At 71.9% G+C, this 22,175-nt stretch carries 18 protein-coding genes and 1 pseudogene; 9 read left to right on the forward strand and 10 right to left on the reverse strand.

The features are described from left to right. Positions 1 to 13 precede the first annotated feature (13 nt). A complete protein-coding gene (locus Prubr_RS37710) occupies positions 14 to 142 on the forward strand; it encodes a hypothetical protein (RefSeq protein WP_281425934.1) in 129 nt (42 codons plus the stop codon). A 64-nt stretch (positions 143 to 206) separates the two neighbouring features. Here the strand turns inward: Prubr_RS37710 and Prubr_RS18755 are convergent, their stop codons facing one another. Together Prubr_RS18755 and Prubr_RS18760 are read right to left on the reverse strand one after the other, a co-directional pair. Then, the gene (locus Prubr_RS18755) at positions 207 to 740 is read right to left on the reverse strand and encodes a hypothetical protein (protein ID WP_246568816.1); all 534 of its coding nucleotides are present in this window, start codon (positions 738 to 740) and stop codon (positions 207 to 209) included. Positions 741 to 883: 143 nt separating this feature from the next. After that, positions 884 to 2,338, reverse strand: coding sequence for a glycoside hydrolase family 3 protein (locus Prubr_RS18760; protein ID WP_212827183.1), 1,455 nt, complete (start codon positions 2,336 to 2,338; stop codon positions 884 to 886). Between the two features lie 160 nt (positions 2,339 to 2,498). Here Prubr_RS18760 and Prubr_RS18765 point away from each other — a divergent pair, with 160 nt between their 5' ends. The 5 genes from Prubr_RS18765 (at position 2,499) to Prubr_RS18785 (ending at position 10,910) form a co-directional block, all read left to right on the forward strand. Beyond that, entirely contained in the window at positions 2,499 to 3,674 is a 1,176-nt protein-coding gene (locus Prubr_RS18765) for an ROK family transcriptional regulator (protein WP_212827185.1), read from the forward strand. Between the two features lie 155 nt (positions 3,675 to 3,829). Next, positions 3,830 to 5,392 (forward strand): golvesin C-terminal-like domain-containing protein, encoded by a 1,563-nt coding sequence (locus tag Prubr_RS18770; protein ID WP_246568818.1) that lies wholly within the window; start codon positions 3,830 to 3,832, stop codon positions 5,390 to 5,392. A 45-nt stretch (positions 5,393 to 5,437) separates the two neighbouring features. Further along, complete coding sequence (locus Prubr_RS18775) at positions 5,438 to 6,304, forward strand: ABC transporter ATP-binding protein (RefSeq protein ID WP_212827189.1); 867 nt, start codon at positions 5,438 to 5,440, stop codon at positions 6,302 to 6,304. 110 nt (positions 6,305 to 6,414) lie between these two features. Beyond that, the gene (locus Prubr_RS18780; protein ID WP_212827191.1) at positions 6,415 to 8,043 is read left to right on the forward strand and encodes a cellulase family glycosylhydrolase; all 1,629 of its coding nucleotides are present in this window, start codon (positions 6,415 to 6,417) and stop codon (positions 8,041 to 8,043) included. Positions 8,044 to 8,900: 857 nt separating this feature from the next. Further along, the gene (locus tag Prubr_RS18785; protein ID WP_212827193.1) at positions 8,901 to 10,910 is read left to right on the forward strand and encodes an ATP-binding protein; all 2,010 of its coding nucleotides are present in this window, start codon (positions 8,901 to 8,903) and stop codon (positions 10,908 to 10,910) included. On the opposite strand, the gene Prubr_RS18790 is transcribed toward Prubr_RS18785, so the two are convergent. Together Prubr_RS18790 and Prubr_RS18795 are read right to left on the reverse strand one after the other, a co-directional pair. Continuing rightward, complete coding sequence (locus Prubr_RS18790) at positions 10,851 to 11,252, reverse strand: hypothetical protein (RefSeq protein WP_212827195.1); 402 nt, start codon at positions 11,250 to 11,252, stop codon at positions 10,851 to 10,853. The genes Prubr_RS18785 and Prubr_RS18790 overlap by 60 nt on opposite strands. After that, on the reverse strand, positions 11,245 to 12,465 hold the full coding sequence (locus tag Prubr_RS18795) for a hypothetical protein (protein ID WP_212827197.1): 1,221 nt from the start codon (positions 12,463 to 12,465) through the stop codon (positions 11,245 to 11,247). The genes Prubr_RS18790 and Prubr_RS18795 overlap by 8 nt, the downstream gene beginning before the upstream one ends. 359 nt (positions 12,466 to 12,824) lie before the next feature. Between Prubr_RS18795 and Prubr_RS18800 the strand changes: the two genes are divergently transcribed. After that, complete coding sequence (locus Prubr_RS18800) at positions 12,825 to 15,587, forward strand: ATP-binding protein (protein ID WP_212827199.1); 2,763 nt, start codon at positions 12,825 to 12,827, stop codon at positions 15,585 to 15,587. A gap of 65 nt (positions 15,588 to 15,652) precedes the next feature. Here the strand turns inward: Prubr_RS18800 and Prubr_RS18805 are convergent, their stop codons facing one another. Both Prubr_RS18805 and Prubr_RS18810 read right to left on the reverse strand, forming a co-directional pair. Next, on the reverse strand, positions 15,653 to 16,072 hold the full coding sequence (locus tag Prubr_RS18805) for a hypothetical protein (RefSeq protein WP_212827201.1): 420 nt from the start codon (positions 16,070 to 16,072) through the stop codon (positions 15,653 to 15,655). Positions 16,073 to 16,283: 211 nt separating this feature from the next. Next, positions 16,284 to 17,267, reverse strand: a complete 984-nt coding sequence (locus Prubr_RS18810; RefSeq protein ID WP_212827203.1) for an LLM class flavin-dependent oxidoreductase — start codon at positions 17,265 to 17,267, stop codon at positions 16,284 to 16,286. A gap of 225 nt (positions 17,268 to 17,492) precedes the next feature. On the opposite strand from Prubr_RS18810, the pseudogene Prubr_RS18815 reads away from it, so the two are divergent. Continuing rightward, a pseudogene (locus tag Prubr_RS18815) lies at positions 17,493 to 18,343 on the forward strand (ribokinase). 50 nt (positions 18,344 to 18,393) lie between these two features. Continuing rightward, positions 18,394 to 18,804 carry a YccF domain-containing protein gene (locus Prubr_RS18820; RefSeq protein ID WP_212827205.1) on the forward strand — a complete coding sequence of 137 codons (411 nt, stop codon included), beginning with the start codon at positions 18,394 to 18,396 and terminating at the stop codon, positions 18,802 to 18,804. A 47-nt stretch (positions 18,805 to 18,851) separates the two neighbouring features. On the opposite strand, the gene Prubr_RS18825 is transcribed toward Prubr_RS18820, so the two are convergent. From Prubr_RS18825 to Prubr_RS18840, 4 genes are all read right to left on the reverse strand, one after another. Continuing rightward, positions 18,852 to 19,664, reverse strand: a complete 813-nt coding sequence (locus Prubr_RS18825; protein WP_212827207.1) for a hypothetical protein — start codon at positions 19,662 to 19,664, stop codon at positions 18,852 to 18,854. Between the two features lie 44 nt (positions 19,665 to 19,708). Further along, entirely contained in the window at positions 19,709 to 20,740 is a 1,032-nt protein-coding gene (locus Prubr_RS18830; RefSeq protein WP_212827209.1) for a LacI family DNA-binding transcriptional regulator, read from the reverse strand. Positions 20,741 to 21,018: 278 nt separating this feature from the next. Further along, positions 21,019 to 21,498, reverse strand: coding sequence for a DUF6232 family protein (locus Prubr_RS18835; RefSeq protein WP_212827211.1), 480 nt, complete (start codon positions 21,496 to 21,498; stop codon positions 21,019 to 21,021). A gap of 61 nt (positions 21,499 to 21,559) precedes the next feature. Then, positions 21,560 to 22,153, reverse strand: coding sequence for a DUF6232 family protein (locus Prubr_RS18840; RefSeq protein WP_425518057.1), 594 nt, complete (start codon positions 22,151 to 22,153; stop codon positions 21,560 to 21,562). Positions 22,154 to 22,175 lie beyond the last annotated feature (22 nt).

Below are 22,175 nucleotides of genomic sequence, written 5' to 3' on the forward strand. Positions count from 1 at the left end.
GCAGCGTCGCGGTGTGGTCGAGCCCGGGAACAGCAGCCGGGCCCGGGCCGACCCGGCCGGCACGAACGACAGCGGTACGAGCTGGTCGCGCGCCGCCAGCCAGCCGCGCGCGGTCCGGCAGACCGGGCAGTACGCGTCGTAGAGGACGGTGAACCCGGCGATCCCACCGCCCCCGTGTGCGGTGGGATCGCCGGGCCGGGCACCGGTCACTGCTGCGCCTGGCCGGGGTCGGTCCGGGGCGGCCCGGCCTCGGGCGCCGGCCCCGGGCGGGGAGCATCGGGCTGCTGCTGCGGCGGCACCGGCGGCCGCCCCGGTGGGAACCAGACCGGCCCACCGGGGTACGGCCCGGCCATGGCGAGGCGGCCGGCGGGCGGCACCGGCGGTCGGGGCGCGTTCTGCCGCTGCCGGCCGCGGCGGTAGCGGTTGAGGGCGAAGACGTTGAAGAAGTGCAGCGCGCCCAGCACCAGCAGCACCAGGCCGATCTTCAGCGACAGCTCCTCCATCCCGTGGGCCATCGAGACGATCCGGCCGCCGTAGCGCAGGTTGAACATCGCGAAGCCGAGGTTGAGCAGGTAGAAGCCGACCACGAGCAGGCTGTTGACCGCCTTGGCCAGCTTGCTGTCGTCGAACACCTCGACGAGGAAGACGAGCCCGTTGCGGGACAGCACGCCGGCCACCCAGACGACCAGGCCGATGCTGATCGCGAGGTAGCTCAGGTACATCCAGACCTTCAGGTCCACCGCCGACCCCTTTCTCGAACACGTTCAACTTTCGGTCGCCCTGAGCGTACGACTGCTTTTGAACGCGTTCAAGCGAGACGCCGCTCACACGGAGGCGGCACCGCACCCCGTGATCGGGTGCGGTGCCGCCGGAAGGTGGTGGGTCAGCCGGCCAGGCCGAGGGTTTCCGCCGCGGCGCGGCCGTTGGCGTGGCTGGCGCCGTACGTCGTCACGAAGGCGCGTACGCCGGCCGGCCGCCAGGGCGACGGCCAGCCCATCTCGACCAGGACCACCGGATGGGCGGCGGCCAGCGCCTCGATCAGGGCCGGTGCCTCGGCCAGCCGGTGCACGTGCCGCCCGACCAGCACGATCGGCCGGCCGGCGGCCCGCTCCACCAGGGTCGGCACATCGGTCTCGGTGGCCACGACACGCAGTTGCTCGGCGCCGCCCACGTGTGGACCGAGGCCCCACGGCACCCGGCCCTCGGCGATCGTCGACGACGAGACGAGCTGCACGACGAGGGGCGTACCCAGGTCGGTGAGGCTGCCCTCGACGCGGACCGCGCGGCGGGCGGCGGCGTACCCGAGGTCGGTCGCCACGGCCGCGTCCGGCGCGGCGGCCCGGGTCCAGGCGGCGAGGTCGGCGGCGCGGCCGGCGGCCTGTTCGATTCGGGTGCGGTCGAGCCGGCCGTCGTCCAGGGCGGCGACGACGTGCGCCACCACCTCCTCGACCAGCGCCGGTTCGTCGACGTCGGCGCCGATGCAGAGCAGGTCGGCGCCGGCGGCCAGGGCGCGTACGGCGGCCGGCGCGACGCCGCCGGCGGCGAGCGCGGCACCCTTCATCTCCAGCGCGTCGGTGACGACCGCGCCGGTGAAGCCGTATTCGTGGCGGAGCAGGTCGACCAGGACGGCGCTGGTGAAGGTGGCCGGCGCGGCCCCGGTCAGGGCCGGCACCCGGATGTGCGCGGTCATGACGGCCTTGGCGTCGGCCGCGATGACCGCCGCGAACGGCGGCAGGTCGCGGGCCCGCAGCACGGACAGTGGTACGTCGACGGTGGGCAGTTCGTAATGCGAGTCGGCGACCGTGGCGCCGTGCCCGGGGAAGTGTTTCGCGCAGGCGGCGACCCCGGCGGCCTGGAGCCCGGTGACCGCGGCGGCGGCGTGCGCGGCGACCCGGACCGGGTCGGCGCCGAACGAGCGGGTGCCGATGATCGGGTTGTCGTCGTGCGAGTTGACGTCGACGGTCGGCGCGAGGTTGACGGTGACTCCGGCAGCGGCCAGTTCGGTGCCGATCGCCTGGTAGACGCGCCGGGTGAGACCGACGTCACCGACCGCGCCGAGGGCGGCGTTGCCCGGGTACGGGCTGCCGGTGGCGTGCGCGAGCCGGGTGACGTCGCCGCCCTCCTCGTCGATGGCGACGACGACGTCGGGGCGGGCCTGCCGCAGCGCCGCGGTGGTCGCGGCGACCTGGGCGGGGTCGACGACGTTGCGGCCGAAGAGGGTGTGCCCGGCGAGCCCGTCGGCGACCAGGTCGACCGCCCATCGCGGGGGTGCGGTGCCCGGGAACGCCGCGAGCAGGGTACGCAGCACGAGCCGCCGAAGTCCTGGGTCGATCGCCACCTGGTCTCCCTCTCGTCCCCGCCGGCGCGCGTCGCGTGCCGGCCGGGGTCATCCTGCCGTCCGCCGGTGTCGGCCGTTGTCATGATCTGCGATTACGCTACGGCTACCGGTAAGGCTCGGTTATCGATAAGAAACTTTACTAAATATAGAGGACGTCTCCATGGCTGCCACCCGTCTGCCCGGCACACCCCGGCTCCTCCGTGCGCTCAACGACCGCGCCGCCCTGGAACTGCTGCTCGACCGGGGCCCGCTCACCCGTGCCCAGATCGGCGAGCTGACCGGCCTGTCCAAGGTCACCGCCTCCCAGCTGGTCGAACGGCTGGAGGAGCGTGGTCTGGTCACCCGGGTCGGTGAACAGGCCGGCGGGCGCGGCCCGAACGCCCAGCTCTACGCGGTCACCCCGGGCAGCGCGTACGTCGTCGGCGTCGACGTCGGGCCGGACCGGGTGGTCGCCGCCTGCGCCGACATCACCGGCGGGGTGATCGGCCGGGTCGAGCAGTCCACCCGCGACACCGACGACCCGGTGGGCGTGGTGCACAACGCGGTCGTCCAGGCGGCCGGCGAGGCGCACGCCCAGCTCGCCAGCGTGCGCCGGGTGGTGCTGGGCACCCCCGGTCTGGTCGACCCCGGCACCGGCGACATCACGTTCGCGTTCAACCTGCCGCGCTGGCACCGCGGGCTGCTCGCCGCGCTGCGCGAGGACCTGCGTATCCCGGTCGTCTTCGAGAACGACGTCAACCTCGCGGCGGTCGCCGAGGCGCACACCGGGGCGGCCCGCGGCGTCGACAACTTCGTTCTGGTGTGGGCCGGCGTCGGCATCGGCCTCGCCATCATGATCAACGGTCGGATGCACCACGGCAACACCGGCGCGGCCGGCGAGATCGGCTATCTGCCGGTGCCGGGCGCGCCCATCCCGCGCGACGTGTCGCGCCGGGCCAAGCCCGCGTTCCAGCAGGTCGCCGGTGCCGACGCCATCCGGGCGGTGGCCCGCGAGCACGGCTTCCGGGCGGCCACCGCCGCCGAGGCGGTGCGCACGGCGATCGCCGCCGGCACCGAGGGTGGCCCGTTCCTCGACGAGCTGGCCCGCCGGCTGGCCCTCGGCGTGGCCAGCACCTGTGTGGTGCTCGACCCGCCGCTGGTCGTGCTGACCGGCGAGGTCGGCCAGGCCGGCGGCAGCGCGCTGGCCGAGCGGGTGCAGCACGAGGTCGCCGCGATCACGCTGGTCTCGCCGCGGGTGCAGGTGACCGAGCTGACCGAGGAGCCGGTGCTGCAGGGGGCGTTGCGCACCGCGCTGGACGCGGTCCGCGACGAGGTCTTCGGGTCGACGGTCGGCTGAGCCTGTGCCCGCACGCCACCCCCTCATGTGAAGGAATTCTTCAACAAAGTAAACAGTACTGCAAGCTCTCGACATAGATGGATATCTGCCTATACGGTTCGGTCACCCGACGTCCCCGGCGACCGGGGGCGTCCATCACTTCGGGAGGAGTGACGGTGACCGTACGAAACCCCCTGCGTCGAGCCGCCCGCCTGATCGGCGGCGGCGCCCTCGCCCTGGCCGTCGGCCTGTCCGCCCAACCGGCCCAGGCCGCGCCGGCCGACCGGTCAGGTGCCGCCGATCCACTCACCGCGGCGTTCGAGGCCGCGGCCGACCGCTACGACGTGCCGCGCGACCTGCTCGCGGCGCTCGGCTACGCCGAGACCCGTCTCGACGGGCACGACGGCGCGCCGAGCGCCTCGAACGGCTACGGCGTGATGCACCTGACCAGCAACCCGAACGTCCGTACCCTCGACGAGGCGGCCGCCCTCACCAAGGTGCCGGTCGCCGAACTGCGCACCGACACGGCCGCCAACGTCGCCGGGGCCGCCGCCGTCCTGCGGTCGTACGCCGACGCGGCCGGCCTGACCGCCGTCCAGCGCGACGACGTCGGCCGCTGGTACGGCACGGTCGCCCGCTACGGCGGCGGCTCCACCCCGGCGACCACCCGGCTCTACGCCGACGCCGTCTACGACCTGCTCGGCAGCGGGTTCGTCGCGGCCGGCAGCACGCTCAGCGTGGCCGGCCGCCCCGTCGCCCCGCAGCGCGGCGCCCTGGCCTCGGTCGCCCCGATCGGCGCCGCCAGTTCCGGCGTCGGCACGTTGAGCGCCGACTACGGTCCGGCCGCCTGGGCGCCCGCACACGGCAACAACTACACGGTGTCCAGCCGCGAGTCGACGTACGACATCCGTTACGTGATCATCCACGTGGCGCAGGGCTCGTACGCCGGCACGGTGAGCTGGTTCCAGAACCCCGGTGCCGGGGTCAGCGCCCACTACACGATCCGCTCGTCGGACGGCGCGGTCACCCAGTCCGTACGGGACAAGGACGTCGCCTGGCACGCCGGGAACTGGACCTACAACACCCAGTCGATCGGCATCGAGCACGAGGGCTTCGTCAACAACGCCTCGTGGTTCACCGACGCGATGTACCGCTCGTCGGCCGCGCTCACCCGGCACCTGGCCGACCGGTACAACATCCCGAAGACCCGCAGCTACATCCTCGGCCACAACCAGGTGCCCGGCGCCACGCACACCGACCCGGGCCCGAACTGGAACTGGACCCGCTTCATGGAGTTGGTCACCGGCGGTGGCACCACCCCGCCGCCGAGCTGGACGTCCACCGTCGACAACGACACCGCCGGCCGGTTCACCGCCAGCGGCAACTGGGGCTCCTCGGCGTTCTCCGGCCAGCGGCACGGCGCCAACTACCGGTTCGCCGACCCGGTGCTGGCCAGCGACTCGGCCTGGTACAAGTTCAACATCCCGGCGACCGCGACGTACCGGGTGGACGCCTGGTGGCCGGCCGACCCGGGATACAACAACTCGACTCCGTACGTCATCGTCACGACGAGCGGGAACCAGACGGTCAACGTCAACCAACGGCTGACCGGTGGCCAGTGGCGGGTGCTCGGCACCTTCACCCTGGCCGCCGGTGACGCCAACAAGGTCGCGGTGAGCCGTTGGACCTCCGGCACCGGTCTGGTCATCGCCGACGCGATCCGCATCACCCGCGTCTGACCCACCCTCCCGCGATCTTGCACTTATCTCCTCCTTTCACGGCTTATGTCGGGCGACAAGTGCAAGATCGCGGAGGCGGGGGTGGGGTGGTCGCCCCGACGTGCGTGGTTGGATGGCAGCGTGGCGGACGACGACCTGGTGATCGACCTCGACGGGGTCGGTGTGCAACGTTCCGGCAATCACCTGCTACGTGACGTGACGTGGCAGGTCGAACTCGACGAGCGGTGGGTGGTGCTCGGGCCCAACGGGGCCGGCAAGACCACGCTGCTCAACCTCGCCGCCGGGCGGCTGCACCCGACCACCGGTAAGGCCCGCATCCTCGGCGAACAGATCGGCCGGACCGACGTCAACGAGCTGCGTACCCGGATCGGCCTGTCGACGGCGGCGCTCGCCGAGCGGATCCCGACGCAGGAGCGGGTGGTCGACGTCGTGGTCACCGCCGCCTGGTCGGTGGTCGGCCGCTTCCGGGAGAGCTACGACCCGGCCGACGAGGCCCGCGCCCGGGGCCTGCTCGCCCAGCTCGGCGTGGCCGGACTGGCCGAGCGCGACTACGGCACCCTGTCGGAGGGGGAGCGCAAGCGGGTGCAGGTGGCCCGGGCGCTGATGACCGACCCGGAGCTGCTGCTGCTCGACGAGCCGGCGGCCGGGCTCGACCTCGGCGGCCGGGAGGATCTGGTCGCCCGGCTCGGCGAACTCGCCAGCGACCCCGACGCGCCGGCGATCGTGCTGGTCACCCACCACGTCGAGGAGATCCCGCCGGGCTTCACCCACGCCCTGCTCGTCCGCGACGGCGGCATCGTCGCGCAGGGGCTGATCGGTCACACGTTGACCGGCGAGCTGCTCTCCAAGACGTTCGGCGTGGCGCTGACCGTCGACCGCGCCGGCGACCGGTTCACCGCCCGGGCGGTCTGACACCTCACCACTGCGTGGATTGTCGTCGATGGGTTGACCTGACTGTAAGTCATCTTTACAGTTCTGTTTCGACGCGTGTCGGCCTACCCCACGACAGTAGAGGCAGTGAAATGTCCAGACTGCGCATGATCGCGGCCGGGGTCTCCGCCGCCGCGCTCGCCCTCGCCGGCGTCCTGGTGGCCGCACCCGGCGCGCACGCCGCGACCGCCAGCTTCGCCAAGGTCCAGGACTGGGGCAGTGGCTACGAGGCCCGCTTCACCGTCCGTAACGACACCAGCGTCACCATCAACAGCTGGCGGGTGGAGTTCGACCTGCCGTCCGGCTCCACCCTCGGCAGCTACTGGGACGCACTGCTCACCAGCAGCGGCAACCGGCACAGCTTCACCAACCGGTCCTGGAACGGCACCCTGACCGCCGGTGCCACCGCCACCTTCGGCTTCATCGTCAACGGCAGCGGCACCCCGGCCAACTGCACCGTCAACGGCGGCTCCTGCACCGACGGCGGAAGCGGCGACACCCAGGCCCCGACCGTGCCCGGCAATCTGCGCGCCACCGGCACCACCTCGTCGAGCGTGTCGCTGGCCTGGAACGCCTCGACCGACAACGTCGGCGTGACCGGCTACGACGTCTACCGCGGCGGCACCATCGCCACCACCGTCACCGGCACCAGCGCCACCATCAGCGGCCTGAACCCGTCCACGTCGTACGCCTTCTCGGTGCGGGCCCGCGACGCCGCCGGCAACACCTCCGCCCAGACCGGCGCGCTCAACGTCACCACCGCGTCCGGTGGTGGCAACGGCGGCACCCCCGCCGCGGTCAACGGCCAGCTCCGGGTCTGCGGCGTCCAGCTCTGCAACCAGTACAACCGCCCGATCCAGTTGCGCGGCATGAGCACCCACGGCATCCAGTGGTACGCCCAGTGCGTCAACAACGCCTCGCTCGACGCGCTCGCCACCGACTGGAACGCCGACGTGCTGCGCATCTCCATGTACATCCAGGAAGGCGGCTACGAGACCAACCCGCGCCTGTTCACCGACCGGGTGCACGACTACATCGAGCGGGCCACCGCCCGCGGCATGTACGCCATCGTCGACTGGCACATGCTCACCCCGGGCGACCCCAACCACAACCTGGCCCGCGCCCGCACCTTCTTCACCGAGATCGCGCAGCGCCACAAGGACAAGACCAACATCCTGTACGAGGTGGCGAACGAGCCGAACGGGGTGAGCTGGTCGTCGATCAAGAGCTACGCCGAGCAGATCATCCCGGTCATCCGGGCCCAGGACCCCGACGGCGTGGTGCTGGTCGGCACCCGCGCCTGGTCCTCGCTCGGCGTCTCCGAGAGCTCGTCGGAAACCGAGATCGTCAACAACCCGGTCAACGCGACGAACATCATGTACACGTTCCACTTCTACGCCGCGTCGCACGGCACGACCTACCTGAACACGCTGTCCCGGGCCGCCGACCGGCTGCCGATCTTCGTCACCGAGTTCGGCACCCAGACCGCGTCCGGCGACGGGGCGAACGACTTCACCCGCGCCCAGCAGTATCTCGATCTGATGGCGACGAAGAAGATCAGTTGGGTGAACTGGAACTTCTCGGACGACTTCCGGAGTGGCGCCGTCTTCAACACCGGTACCTGCAACGGCAGCTCGTACACCGGAACCGGCGTGCTCAAGCCGGCCGGCGTCTGGATCCGCGACCGCATCCGTACCCCGGACAACTTCCCGACCAGCTGACCCGGCCGAATCTGCTCGTCGCGTACGCCCGCCCTGGGTGTACGCGACGGCGGCCGATCCGCTGCACGCGACGACTGCCCTGAAGCGACACGCCGGGCGCCCCTGAACTCTCGGGGTGCCCGGCGTGTCGTCTTTTCGCTGGTAAGTATCTCGGTGTCCCACCGAAGTCCGGTCAGGCCTGACCTACAAGATCCACTTCCAGAACTCGCAGACCACGTCGGCGACGTAGGGGGCGACCGTTGCGGCAAAGTCGAAGTAGGGCATGGGTTTCCGTTTGCGCTAAGGGGCTTCGCTGCCCTGGGGTGGCTAATTCGAACCTGTGCGCCAAGGGGCACTGCGCGAAGCTAGCATGATCGATCCGCGTCTACAAAGCTGGATTTTTCATGAAAACGCACCCACGATGATCGGTGATTGAGTGAAATTTGTCCGATTTGGGCATCTAGTTAGCGTTTGCGGTTAGAGGTTCGTGTTCTTAGTGGTTGCGTGCGTGGGCGGGCTCCGACCGAGTCCGGATGTCCGCGTCGAGGCATAGATGACTGCCTCTGGCATTTGGGTTCGAAGTAATGATCCCAAAAATGCTGGAAAAGTTGCGGTGATGGCATCGCCGGTATTGTCGAAGTGTCTTGAAGGGTGTTTTATCGGTTCAGGTTCGCGAGCGTTCCGTCGGTGGGGCCCGATGCCGTTCCGGCGGGCGGTGGGGAGTACGGCGTTTGGATCAACGGTTCGACGGTTCGGTCCCAGGACTCGGTGCCGGGAATTCCAACGAGGTGTCCGGCACCGTTGTCGGACCCAGCATCCAGGCCGCCCTCATCCAGGGTGGAGTGCATGTCCATCCGGCACCCGAAAGCCGTTTCCCGGTGCCGCGACACCTGCCGATCCCGTCCGGCAATTTCGTCGGCCGGACGGCCGAGTTGGCCGGCCTCGACCGCCTCCTCGGCGAGCAGGCGGTGGCGGTGGTGGTGCTGACCGGACCGGCCGGCGTCGGCAAGACGGCGCTGGCCACGCACTGGGCACATGCCGTACGGGACCGGTTCGTGGACGGGCAACTCTATGTCGATCTCGCCGGATTCAGCGATGCCGAGCCGACGGATCCGAGCGAGGCGCTGGGGGCGTTCCTGCGGGCGTTGGGAGTGGCGCCGCAACGCATTCCGATCACGCTCGCCGAGCGGGCGGCGTTGTTTCGGACGGTGACGGCAGATCTGCGCTTGCTTGTCATGCTCGACAACGCCTACTCGGCCGGCCAGGTCCGGCCACTCCTGCCGGCCGCCGGATCGACCGTGGTGGTGACCAGCCGAAGCCGATTGGTGGGGCTGGTGCCGGACGGCGCCCGGCTTTTCGACGTGTCGCCGCTTTCGTCGTACGCCTCGGTCGAATTGCTCGCCCGCATGGTGGGGCCGGAGCGGATCTCGCGGGAACCCGAACAGGTGCGGGACCTGGCGGGGATATGCGGTGGACTGCCCATCGCGATCTGCGCGGCGGCGGGATGGATGATCGCCCGGCCCCGCCTGTCGGTGCGGAGTGTGACCAGGGACCTGTCCGACGAGAGGGACCGGCTGGCCCAGCTGTCCGATGAGGAGGGTCCGTCGCTGCGGGCCGCGTTGGACCGGTCCTACCACGCCCTGCCCCCGGCGGCCGCCGTGCTGTACCGCAGGCTGGCGCTGCATCCCGGTCCGGAGTTCGGGACCGGCGTGGTCACCGCACTCGGGGCGGACCGGGCATCCGGCCGCTCGGGGCGCGGCGACGTGCTCGCCGGGCTGATGCGGGCCAGTCTCCTGGAGGAGGTGACCGAGGGGCGCTTCCGCTTTCACGACCTGATCCGGCTCCATGCCCGGGAGAAGGCCGAGGATGACGACACCGAACCGGATCGGCGGGCGGCACTGCTGGCGATCCTGGAGTACTACCTGGCCGCCGCCGGCCGGGCGGACATGGTCCTGACCCCCTATCGGCGGCGGATCCCGTACGGCTTCGGCACCGACCCGTCCGGCCTGCCGTCGTTCGACGACCGGGATGACGCGTTGGGGTGGCTGGAACTGGAGCGGGTGAACCTGGTGCAGGCGGGCCGGGTGGCCCTCGACGAGGGATTCGTCGAGGTCGCCTGGTTCCTGGCCGATGTCAAGTGGCCGCTGTTCCTCTACCACAAGCACTACCGGGACCGGCTGGAGGTGGACCGGCGGGGAGTCCGGGCGGCCCGGCAGTGGGGCAACGGGTGGGCCGAAGCCGACATGCTGAAGCGGCTCAGCCGCGTTTGCGTGAAGCACGGCGCGTACGACGAAGCGGAGCGGCACGCCCGTGCCGCGATCGAGCGTTACCGGGAGGTGGACGACGCCCGTGGCGTCCTGGACGCGCAGGAAGGGCTCGCCACCCTCTACCGCGACACCGGCCGCCTGGAACCCGCGGTCACGATGTTCGCCGAACTTCTCGCCGGCAACCGTGCCGCCGGTGACAGTCGGGCCATCGGGCTGACCTGCATCAACCTCGCGAGAGCGTTGACCCGGGTGGGGCGTGCCGATCAGGCCCTGCCGCTGCTGGTCGAAGCGCGGACCCGGTTCGACGGGCTGGGGGACGTCGACCCGTACAACGGGGTCCGGGTGCTGATCGGGTTGGCCGAGGCCCACCTGGAGGTCGGCGATGTCGACCGGGCCGGGCGGACCGCGTCGGAGGCGGCCGAGCGGATGGGCCGGCTGGGCTCCGACCACGAGCGGGCCGAGGCGCTGGCACTGCTCGGTCGGGTCGCGGAACTACGCGGCGAGCCCGCTCTCGCCCGACGCCTCTATGACGAGGCATCGGGCATCTTCGAGCGGCTGGGGTCACCGCGGGGGGTCGAACCCGCCCGGCGGCTCGGGCGACCGGACGGTGTCGGCGGATAGGCCCGGGTGACCGCACAGCACCGGACCGACCGGCCGGCCTGCGGCCCAGCGGGCGTACAGGCATCGGGCCACGGTGGTCAGCAGGAGGTCGGGCGCCGGCGCACCCGTCGGGTCGACCCGTCCGGTGACGACCGTACCGTCGCGGATCACGGCGGTCAGCTCACCGGCCGGGCCGGCGACCAACGCCAGTGCCAGCCCCGGGTAACGGTCGAGCAGTTCCCGGCACCGGACGTGGCCCGGGACGGCGGAACGTTCCACCACGACATCGGCCAGCCGCACCCGCGTCGGCCCGGTGCGCCACCGACCCAGTACGACGACGACCGGCTCCTCTGCCTCATGCATGACTTCGCTCCCGGCCCGGGAGCCGGGGTACGTCGACCGGCTCCACCCGGCGGTGTCGACTGGGCTCGGTCAGGTCCAGCAGGCGGTAGAGCGTGCGGCGCAGGATGGTGGCGGCCTGCCCCGGCCGCGACGTCAGCCGGGCGACGACCGCCGTAGGGTCCATGGCCGCCGCCGCTTCGAGTTGTGGGAGCAGACGCCGGCCGGGATCGAGCCGGCCGGCGGTCGAGGTGACCAGTGCCTGTGGCGATCCGCCGGTCACGATCCCCGCGAGGCCGGGCTGGATCAGCACCCGCCGGCCGATCGCCGCCGCGTACGTCGTGACCGATCCGTGGTCTCCGATGAGGTAGTCGGCGGCCACCACGAGAGCCCGCCAGTCCTCGGTCGGCTCCAGCAGGAGCAGCCCCGCTTCCCGGCAGTCCCGGAGCCACGCGCGGATCTGTCGATGTCCGTGCGCGTGCCACACGGCGGGGTGGAGCAGCGCGCCGACCCGGAACCGGTGCGCCGGCAGCTGATCCATGACCGTGGACAACAGGTCGGGCCAATGCCCGAACAATCCGTTGCGTCCCCACGTCGAGCTGACCACGACGAGTTCCTGATGCTCATCCACGCCGAGCGCGCGGCGGTAGCGCGGACGGTCGGGGAGGCTCACGACGATCCGGTCGAAGCACGGGTCGCCGACGACGACGGCCGCGTCGAGAGCTTCCGGGCACTGCCGATCGAGCACGTCCAGTTCGTCATCGTGGGACAGGGCGACGGCGGCGGCGAGGACCCGGCCGTCGCGGGTCAGTCGCTGGCTGTCCAGACCGTAGGCGGTGGCGGTGCGTTGTACCGCCGTACCCGGGCCGCGGTTCGAGACGGGCTTTCCGTGGCCGGCGCCATGGGCCATGACCACAAGTGGGGCGTGCACCTCGTGCAGGCCGCCGTACGAGGCCGCCAGGCCGAGATCGAAGCGTTCCCGCACCGCATGCTGCCACGGCAGGACGAGAGCGCCGAGACTCTCGAGATACCGCACGACGCCGTGACTGAAGACGTCCGGACCGACGGTGAACACCACCTGCACCCTCGGGTCGTCCTCGACGTACTCGACCACGTCGAGAAGCCGGTGGCAGCTCGTGATGGTGTGTGCGACCGCCAGGACGCTGCGGCAGTCGGGGCGGGTGACCCAATGCTCGGCATCGATGCCGACAGGCGCCTTGCGCCATTCGTGTGTCATCTGTCCTCCCTTCGCGATGGTCGCGATGGAAGTCAGTCTCGGCGGACGTCTGTGCGTTGACGTGGCACTCGTCTTGCTGTTTCCTTGCGGTTTGCTGGTTGATGTTATGTCGGATTTCGGACTCCATGCAGTGGCTCTTGGGATCCCCTCTCGATTCGGCGACGATCGATGGGGGTGTCGTCCGAGCGGGGGTCGGTCCGATGCAATTCGCAATTCTCGGTCCCACCGAGCTCAGGGTCGACGGCGGACTGGCGCCCCTCGGTGTGGCCAAGCAGCGAGGCCTTCTCTCCCTCCTTCTCTATCATGTGGGCAATCCGGTTCGCCTCGATCTAATTGTCGATCATCTATGGGGTGATCGGTTGTCGGATGCTCGCCGGGCAGCCCTCTACCCGCTTGCCAGCAGGCTGCGGGGCGCACTGCGGGTCGTCGGCCTGCCCGACAGCCTCGTCTCGATGAACGGCCTCGGCGCCTACCGTCTGGACGTCGATCCGGCGATTGTCGATTATCACCAGTTCCGGCGGATGGTGACGGACGGCCGGGACGCCACCATCCGGGGCGACCATCGCAGGTGCGTCGAACTGCTCGATCCGGCGGTGCGACTGTGGCGGGGCGAGCCGCTTGCCGAACTGCACACCGGTCCCGCCGAGCACCTGCGCCGGGAGATGCAGGAAAAGCTCCTCGGCGCGCATCGCCTCCTGATCGAGAGTGAGTTGGTGATCGGGCGTCCGCACGTCGCGCTCACCCGGTTGGAACCCCTCATGTCGGCGCACCCGCTGGACGAATCGTTGGCAAGACTGTGGGTGGCGGCCCTCCACGCGGTGGGCCGCGAACACGAAGCCGAATCCTTCGTCACGGGTTTCACGGCGCGCTACCGCAAACAGATGCGCGGCCTACCCGCCCCAGATCTCACCGGTACGTCCGTCGCCGGCCGCCGAACCGGGGTCGTGCACGACGACGTGCGCCGCCCGAGAGCGGCCGGGAGCGCACCGCCGAGACAGGTTCCCAGGGGAGTGCCGGACTTCGTCGGACACGAGGACGTGCTGGCGGAACTCGACAGGGTGGTGTCGGGCGGCGTCGAGCGACCGGGTGCCGTCGTGCTGACCGGCATGCCGGGAGTCGGGAAGACCACGCTGGCGGTCCACTGGGCACGACGGCAGCAGGACGGTTTTCCCGACGGGCAACTCTTCCTGAACGCCGAGGGACACGGCGCACTCCCACCCGTACGGCCGGAGGAGGGCCTCCGGCACTTCCTCGCCGCGCTCGGCGTGCCCACCGACCAGATGCCCGCCGATCCGGCACAGCGCCTGGCCCGCTACAACGAGGAACTCGCCGGGCGGCGCGTCCTCGTCGTCGTCGACAACGTGCGCGACTCCGAGCAGGTACGGCCGTTGATCCCGATGACGGACACCTGCCTTGTGGTGATCACCAGTCGGGTCCGGCTCAAGGGGCTGACCATCCGTGAGGGCGTACAGACCATCACGGTGCCGCCCCTTCCCGAGGCGCAACAGACCGGGCTGCTCGCCCGTATCGTGCGCAGCACCAGGGGCGAGGTACAGCCGGCGTTGGTCGAGTCGCTCGCCCGTCTCTCCGGCGGCCTGCCACTGGCGCTGCGGATAATCGGGGAACACGTCGCCGCCCGACCACGGGCCGCGATCACCGATCTCGTCGAGGAGTTGGCCAACCGGCTGCTGGACTGCGACGGCGACGAGACCGACGACGCGAGCCTGCGTACGGTGTTCGCCTGGTCCTACCAGGCGCTCGCCCCGGAGGCTGCCCGGCTCTTCCGCCATCTCGGTCTGTTTCCCGGCGCGACGATCGACGCCGCGGCCGCCGGCGCGCTGATCGACCGCGAGCGGACCGGCGCGGAACGTGCCCTGAACACGCTGGCCAGGGCACATCTGATCAACCACGACGACGCACGTCGCTATCGCCTCCATGACCTCATCCACAAATACGCCGTCGAGCGGGCGCACCACGATGTCCCGCACGACGAGCGGGGGCTGGCGGTCCGGCGGCTGCTCGACTGGTATCTGCTGACCGCGGCGAACGCGGCGAAGGTGTTGGCACCCGACTACCCGCCGGTGCCCGGCCTTCCCGAACCGGGGCCCGTACGACCGTTGTCCTTCCCGGTCGACCGGGACGCGATGAAGTGGTGCGAGGCGGAACGGGCCAACCTCTACGCCTCGGTCCGGCTGGCTGCCGAGCACGCCCTCCACCGGCGTGCCTGGCAGCTGCCGAACGCCATTCACGGGATCTTCGACCGCTTCGGGCGGCAGGACGACACCCTGGCGGCGTTGTACCTCGCGCTCGACGCGGCCACCACCGACGGGCACGACCTCGGCCGGGCCGGCACGCTGATCAATCTTGGGGCCACGTACTTCGCGTTGCACGATCACCGGCGCGCCGCGGAGTTCTTCGAGCAGGGCCTGCGGGTCGCCCGCGCGGGTGGAATCGTCGAGGCCCAGATGGCCTGCCTGCACAATCTCGCCTACCTGCACCACATGGCCGGCGAGGTCGCCCTCGTTCTCCAGATCTACGACGAGATCCTCGCCACCTGCCGGGCCATCGGGAGTGTGGTCGGCCAGGCCACGGTGCTCGCCCACCTCGGTGACGCCCACTGGGAGTCGGGCTCGTACGAGCGGGCGACGGCGGCGTACCTGGAGGCGCTCGCCGTCTGGGAACAGGCCGGGTCGACGCGGGGGCAGGCCCACGTCCACGTCCGACTCGCCGCGCTGCACCTCGAACAGGGGCGGCCGGTCACCGCCCTCGACCACTGCCAGTCGGCGCTCGACATCTACCGGCACACCACCGACGAGGCGAGTCGGTGCCGGGCCCTCGTCACCGCCGCCGATGCCCGCCGCCAGATCGGTGAACTGTCCAGTGCCCTACGGGACGCCTCGGCCGCGGTCGCCATCGGCGACGAGATCGGTGATCCGCTGTGCAGGGCATCGGCGCTCTGCGTCCTCGCCGACATCCAACTGGCGGCCGGCCATCGGCAGACCGCCTACACCGGCTGCCTCGAAGCCCAGATCATCCTCGGTGACAACGCCTCGCGGGAGGCGGTCGCCCTACGGCAGCGGCTGTACGCCATCGCGGCCGGCGTCAGCGAACGGGGGCCGTAGCCAGCCGCGCGGTCCGGCCGTCGGGGCCCGACCCGGCGCGGTCGTGGCCCGCCACCCCCGCCCGGTCAGCGAGGGGCAGGGTCCGGCGGCGGGGCCGGCGGAACGCCGAAGCTCAGCGATCCGGTGATCGTGTGGGTCTGCACCAGCCCACCGCTTATCTGCGCCTGGCCGGCGACGATGTTCGTGACGTCGCGCCTGCTGTTCGCCGCCGCGGCGGCCTCCTGGAACCAGGCGTGGAGCCATCCCCGGAACTCCGGGTCGCCCTCGGCGAGTTCGACGAGGTGGGTGGCGAGTACCTCCGCGCGGGGGCGGTCGGGTGCGCGCTCCAGCGCGTCCGCCGCGACGGGGGCGGGGCCCCGTCCGAATCTCGTCCGGAGGACGGATGCCAGCGAGACCCACGCCTGCCGGCCGGCCTCACCCGCTGCGCCACTGGCCAGCGGGACGACAGTTGCGGCCAGTACAGCCGCCGTGACCGGGTCCACCATCCACTCAGCCTTCCAGCGCGGTGTCGCCCTCGTTTCGTCAACGGTAGCCGCACGAGATCCCCGTACGCCCATGGATCCGAGGTGGATTGCGGACACTCCACCCGCCGCCGCGGCCACGTTGCCGATCCGGGCGGTCGCGACCGGCCGCCGATGACAACGCTCGGTCGTGCGGCGGGACCGGCAACCGGTCCGTGCGAGCCGTGGGTCGGGATCAGGAAACGGTACGCAGGCCGGGGAGCAGTTCGTCGGCGGCGAGGGTGAGCTGGGCGACGGCGAGCTGTGGATCGGTCGGGGGGCGCAGCACGATCGCGTCGGCCCCCGCCGCCCCGATCCGGTCGTACGCCGCCGCGCACTGTTCCGCCGTACCGGCCATCGTGAACCGGTCCACCCAGGCGTCCGGCAGCGCCGCCGCCAGCGCGTCCACATCGGATCCGCCGGCGGTCAGCGCGGCCAACTCGTCGGCGAGTTCGGCGTCGCCGGGTTGCAGCCGACCGCCGGCGAGCCGGGTCGCGATCTCCCGACGGGCCACCCGCCGGTCGGGGTCGAACTCGAAGTCGACGTACACGGTCAGCCGGTGGTCGTCGGTGCGGCCCGCCTCCCGCCGACCCTCGTCGATGCGGTCCCGCGCCCACCCGATGTACGCCGGGCTCGCCCCCTCGGCCAGGATCGTGCCGTCGGCGACCCGCCCCGACAGTCGCATGGACCGCTCGGCGCGTACCCCGAGGGACAGCGGCGGCACCCGCGCCGGCGGGAACTCCAGCGTCACGTCGGTCAGCCGGGCGTACCGACCGTCCACGGTGACCGTCTCACCGGCGAGCAGGGCGCGTACGGCCGCGACGGTCTCGCCGAGCACCGACAGCGGCGACGGGTGGTCGGCGCCGACCTGTTCGAGCCACGCGCCGACGCCGTGGCCGAAGCCGGGCAGCACCCGGCCGGGGAACAGGCGGCAGAGGTTGGCCAGCTCCATCGCGGCCAGCGCCGGGTTGCGGAACGCCGCCGGCAGGATGCCGATTCCGACCCGTAGCCGCTCGGTCGACGCGAGGGCGACCGCCGCCGCCGACACCGCCCCGGTGAAGAAGCAGTCCTCGACGACCCACAACTCGTCGTACCCGGCGCGTTCCACCAGCCGCGCGTAGGCCGGCAGGTTCTCCGGCGCGTTCTCGCAGCGGTACATGACCCCGATCGGCATCCCCATGCCTGGCAAGCCTGCCAGACCAATCGCCCGGGCGCGGCCCGAGCGCACCGCCGGGCGGCGGGCGGCCGGGCCGGCGCGGCGGGTGGCAGCGTCGGTGCGGCGGACGGCGCACCCGCCGCACCGAAGAGCCGGGCGCGGGGCACCCGACCGGATCCATAGACTGGCGTCCGGATCGGGAGGTGGGTCGTGCGGGGTGTCCGGATCGCCGTCGTCGGCAGCGCCAACATGGACCTGGTGGCGATGGCACCGTCGCTGCCCCGGCCCGGCGAGACCGTGCTCGGCACCGACTTCGTGATGGTGTCCGGCGGCAAGGGCGCCAACCAGGCGGTCGCGGTCAGCCGGGCCGGTGGTTCCTGCGTACTGCTCGGCGCGATCGGCTCCGACTCCTTCGGCGTCACGCTCAAGGCCCGCATCGGCGGCGCCGGCGTCGACGTCTCGCACCTGCGGGTCGTCTACGGCGCGTCCGGCGTCGCGCTGGTGGTGGTGAACGCCGCCGGCGACAACACCATCGTGGTCACCCCGGGCGCCAACGGCGCGTTCACCGCGCTGACCGGGCCGGAGCTGGACGCCGTACGGGGGCCGACATCATGATCGCCCAGCTGGAGATCCCGGTCGAGACGGTGACCGAGGCGGCGGTGGCGGCCCGGGCGGCGGGCACCCGGGTGGTGCTCAACGCCGCACCGGCCCGGGACCTGCCCGCCGAGTTGCTCGACGCGGTCGACCTGCTGGTGGTCAACGAGGTCGAGGCGCAGGCGCTCACCGGCCGGGGCCGCGACGAGCCGGCCGCGTTGCTGTCGGTCGTACCGCGCGCGGTGCTGACCCTCGGCGACGCCGGAGCCTGGTACGTCGACCGCGACGGCACCGCCGCGCACGTCCCGGCGTTCCCGGTGCGGGCCGTGGACTCGACCGCGGCCGGCGACGCCTTCACCGGCGCGCTCGCCGTCGCCTGGGCCGAGGGGCGGGACCTGGTCGAGGCGACCCGCTGGGCGTGCGCGGCCGGTGCGGCCTGCGTACGCCGGGTCGGCGCGTCGGTCTCACTGCCGCACCGCGTGGACATCGACACCCTCGCCGGGTGACCGCGGCGGCGCCGGTCCGGACCCTTGTCCCGATCGGGCACCATTGGTACATGATCCGCTTCATCCTGAACCTGCTCTGGCTCATCTTCGGCAGCGGTATCGTGCTCGCGATCGGCTACGGCATCGCGGCGCTCATCTGTTTCGTGCTCGTGGTGACGATTCCGTTCGGGGTCGCGTCGCTGCGGCTGGCGTACTACTCGCTCTGGCCCTTCGGCCGCACCCTCGTGCCCAAGCCGGGAGCCGGGGTCGGGTCGGGCGTCGCCAACATCCTGTGGGTGGTGCTCGCCGGCTGGTGGCTGGCGCTCATGCACATCGTCGCCGGGATCAGCCTCTGCGTGACGATCGTCGGCATCCCGTTCGGGATCGCGAACTTCAAGCTGGTGCCGGCGGCCTTCTGGCCGCTCGGGCGCGAGGTGGTCGAGATCGACGACCTGCGCCGGCCGGGCACCGTACCGGCCTGATTCCCGGCCGGGCCGGCCGCCCGACGCGGGTCGGGCGGCCGGACGGCTCAGTCGTTCTCGTCGGCCAGCCGCTCCTCGCCGCGCCGGCGCAGCATCCGCAGGCCGGGGATGCCGGCGACGGCGAGCTTCAGGTCGCGGGTCACCTCCAGCAGGTCGTGGATGTCCGGGCCGACCCGGTCGAGGGTGCCCAGGATCGGCAGTACGTCGGAAGTGAGGTGCTCGGTCAACCGGGGCAGTTCGTCGACCAGCCGGATCGCCGCGTCGACCTCCTCGGGGGACAGTTGCTCGACGAAGCGGACCGCCATCGGGGCGGCCTTGTGCAGCGTCGGGCCGTACGTCGTCAGCAGTTCGTCGGCCTTGCCGGCCGTGCCCTCGACCCGGCCGACCACGTCGGTGGCCTTGGCGGCGACGGTCTCGGCCGCGCCGACCACCACGCCGGCGGAGCCGGCGACCTTCTCGACGTCGGCGAGCACGGTGCCGGCGGCGGTGGCGATCCGGGTCACCTCGGTGATGGTGGCCGATGCGGCGCCGGTGATCGTGTCGACCTGACCGACGGCCGCCTTCGCGGCGGTGGTGATCTCGTCGACGTGGTCGACGGCCCGCTTCGCGGCGGTGGTGATCTCGGCGACCTGGCCGATCGCCCGCTCGGCGGCGCCGACGGTGCGTTCGGCCCGGTCGAGCACCGACTCGATCCGGTCGACGACACCGTTGATCCGGTTGACCAGCGTCTCGACGCTGTCGAGTACGGCGAACGCGCGGGCCGGTACGGCGGCCAGCGTGCCGGCGGTGTCCACCGCCTGGCCGACGGCGGCCCTGGTCAGGTCGAACACGGCGGAGGGGCGGGGGAGCGGCAGCGGCATCCACTCATTGTGCGTCGGCGGGACCACGACCGCCCACGCCGGCCCTACGCGTCGGTCGACCGGCTCACGTGGGGCCCGGTCACGCCGGCCGTGCTCGCCCGGACGACCAGGTCGACGGGGAAGACCAGGCGCCAGTGGGCGGCGGCCCCGCCGTCGAGCAAGGTCCTGGTGGCGGCGGCGGCCATCTGCTCGACCGGCAGACGTACGGTCGTCATCGGTGGGTTGACGGCTGTGGCGATGACGCTGTCGTCGAAGCCCACCACGCTGACGTCGTCGGGTATCCGGCGACCGGCCGCGGTGAGGGCCTGGATCGCGCCGGCGGCCATCAGGTCGCTGGCCGCGAAGACCGCGTCGATGTCCGGCCGGGTGGCGATCAGGCGGGCCGTCGCCCGATAGCCCGCCTCCCGGCGGAACTGGCCGTCGCCGGTGATGTCGGGCAGGCCGGCGGCGTGGATCGCGTGGAGGTGTCCGGCCCGGCGGCTGGCCGCGCAGGTGTTGCCGGCCGGCCCGTGGACCGCGGCGATCCGGCGCCGGCCGAGGTCGTGCAGGTAGGTGACCGCAACCTGGGCGCCGTGGGCGTTGCGGGCCTCCACGGCGGGCACCCGGTCCGCCGTGGCGCCGAGCGACACGACCCGTTCGCACCGGTCGTGGAACCGGGTGGCCAGCGGTGGTGGGACGTTGACCAGGATCGCGCCCTGGGTCGTGGCCCGCGCGATCTCGTCGATCGACCGGTGCACGGCGTTCTCGGCGACGATGCGGACCCGCAGGTGGGTGTCGGTGCCGGCGAGCGCCGACAGTGCCCCGGCGACGACCCGGCTGAAGTACGGGTTGGCGCCGAGCTGGGCCAGGTCCGCCTCGTAGCCGAGGACGACGAGGTCGATGACGTCGGTCCGGCCCAGGGCCAGCATCCGGGCCGCCGGATTGGGTCGGTACCCGAGCCGGTCGACGGCCTGGTGGACCCGGGTTTGAGCCTCGTCCGACGTGCCGCGACCATTGTTGATCACGCGGGAGGCGGTGGCCCGGGACACGCCCGCGACCCGGGCGACGTCCTCGATCGTCGGTCTTCTGTCCTGCATGTCGACGACCTCCCTTCGGGCGCGACCAGCCTCGTCATCCGGAGAGCGCTCTCTGACTGCTGTCGCTTCGCGCTGGGCGGATGCTGTCGAGCGGTGGTGCAGTCCCAGGTTCTGGCCTCGCCCTGGTGGGCGGGTGTGGTGTCAGGCTATGCGAGAGAGCGCTCTCTCGTCTAGGTGTCGATCGGGCGGGAAGAGGCGCCGACCGGGTCCGGCGGGCGACCCGCGGGACCCACCGGACCGACGGCGACCGGTGCACCGGTCGCCCGGCGCCGGCGCGGTCAACGTGGCTCGCCCTGTTCGACGGCGCGTTGCACGGCCCGGTAGATCCGTCCGAACCGGAGCGCGTCGGAGGTGCTCAGCAGCAGGACCTCCTCGCCGGCGCACTGCACCCAGATCTCGTTGACCGCACCGCCCCGGTCGTAGGAGCGGTCCAGCCAGCCGAGCGGCACCTCCAGGAACGGGGCCAGGGCGAACGCCCCGACCGCGCAGACGGCCACGATGACCAGCGCGAGGGTCCAGTTGGCCCGGTCGACGGCGGAGTAGGTCAGCGAGACCAGGCAGACGACCGCGACCAGTGGCGGCGCGGAGAGCAGGAAGATCAGAACGCCGCGCAGCGCCAGCCGCGACCAGGTCCGGGCCGATCCGCGCCCGCGCTGGTGCCACACGTACGTCAGGTCGGCCATCCGGTAGGTGCGCCCGTCGACGTCGATGGACGTCGAGGTGACCTGTACCGAATCATCGCGGTAATAGAGCGTCACCCATCAAGCAAAGCGCGCCCGCCGCCGGACACAAAGATCTCGGGCCGACCGATCGGTGCCGTTACGTCGAACGTGGACCCGCCGGGCGTGGTATCCGGCCGCCGGCCGGGGTACGCCGGTGCGCGGCGGACCCGGTCCGCGGGCCCGGACCGGGGGACGGCGGGGTGGGCCGGGCGGGAAGAGTGGGAGCCGGCCGGGGCCGGGGCGGGGCCTCCAGCGCCCGTTGCAGCGCCCGGTAGACCTGGCCGAACCGCAACGCGTCCGCGGTGTGCAGCAACAGCACCGGCACGCCCCCGATGTCGGCCCAGATCCGCAGGTCGTACGCGCCCCGCTCGTAGGACCGGTCGAGCCGGCCGAGCAACAGGTCGGCCAGCGGACCGACGGCCAGCCCGACGAGCACCGACCCGGCCACGACGGCGATCGTCGCGGTGACCGAGATGTTCAGGCTGACCGCCAGGAGGATGCCGAGCGCGGCGGCGACAAGTGGACAGACCAGGGCCACGGCGATCGCACCCCGGCCGGCCAGGATCCGCCAGTTCCGGGGGCCGCGCTCGTGCCACACCCGGGTCAGCGACTCCAGCGGGTAGGCCCGTGGGCCGACCCGGATGGCCGCCGAGGTGATCTGCACACCCCGGTCGCGGTAGTAGGTGATCATCACGTCGCCCAAGTCGAGTCCG

The sequence above is a fragment of the Polymorphospora rubra genome, from assembly GCF_018324255.1.
GTDB lineage: Bacteria > Actinomycetota > Actinomycetes > Mycobacteriales > Micromonosporaceae > Polymorphospora > Polymorphospora rubra.

Excerpts from the sequence above, each read along its gene's own strand:
- Prubr_RS18765 (WP_212827185.1), top strand. The coding sequence starts at position 2,499 with ATGGCTGCCACCCGTCTGCCCGGCACACCCCGGCTCCTCCGTGCGCTC.
- Prubr_RS18775 (WP_212827189.1), top strand. The coding sequence starts at position 5,438 with ATGTCGGGCGACAAGTGCAAGATCGCGGAGGCGGGGGTGGGGTGGTCG.
- Prubr_RS18780 (WP_212827191.1), top strand. The coding sequence starts at position 6,415 with ATGTCCAGACTGCGCATGATCGCGGCCGGGGTCTCCGCCGCCGCGCTC.
- Prubr_RS18790 (WP_212827195.1), bottom strand. The coding sequence starts at position 11,252 with ATGCATGAGGCAGAGGAGCCGGTCGTCGTCGTACTGGGTCGGTGGCGC.
- Prubr_RS18795 (WP_212827197.1), bottom strand. The coding sequence starts at position 12,465 with ATGACACACGAATGGCGCAAGGCGCCTGTCGGCATCGATGCCGAGCAT.
- Prubr_RS18805 (WP_212827201.1), bottom strand. The coding sequence starts at position 16,072 with ATGGTGGACCCGGTCACGGCGGCTGTACTGGCCGCAACTGTCGTCCCG.
- Prubr_RS18810 (WP_212827203.1), bottom strand. The coding sequence starts at position 17,267 with ATGGGGATGCCGATCGGGGTCATGTACCGCTGCGAGAACGCGCCGGAG.
- Prubr_RS18820 (WP_212827205.1), top strand. The coding sequence starts at position 18,394 with ATGATCCGCTTCATCCTGAACCTGCTCTGGCTCATCTTCGGCAGCGGT.
- Prubr_RS18825 (WP_212827207.1), bottom strand. The coding sequence starts at position 19,664 with ATGCCGCTGCCGCTCCCCCGCCCCTCCGCCGTGTTCGACCTGACCAGG.
- Prubr_RS18830 (WP_212827209.1), bottom strand. The coding sequence starts at position 20,740 with ATGCAGGACAGAAGACCGACGATCGAGGACGTCGCCCGGGTCGCGGGC.
- Prubr_RS18840 (WP_425518057.1), bottom strand. The coding sequence starts at position 22,153 with ATGATCACCTACTACCGCGACCGGGGTGTGCAGATCACCTCGGCGGCC.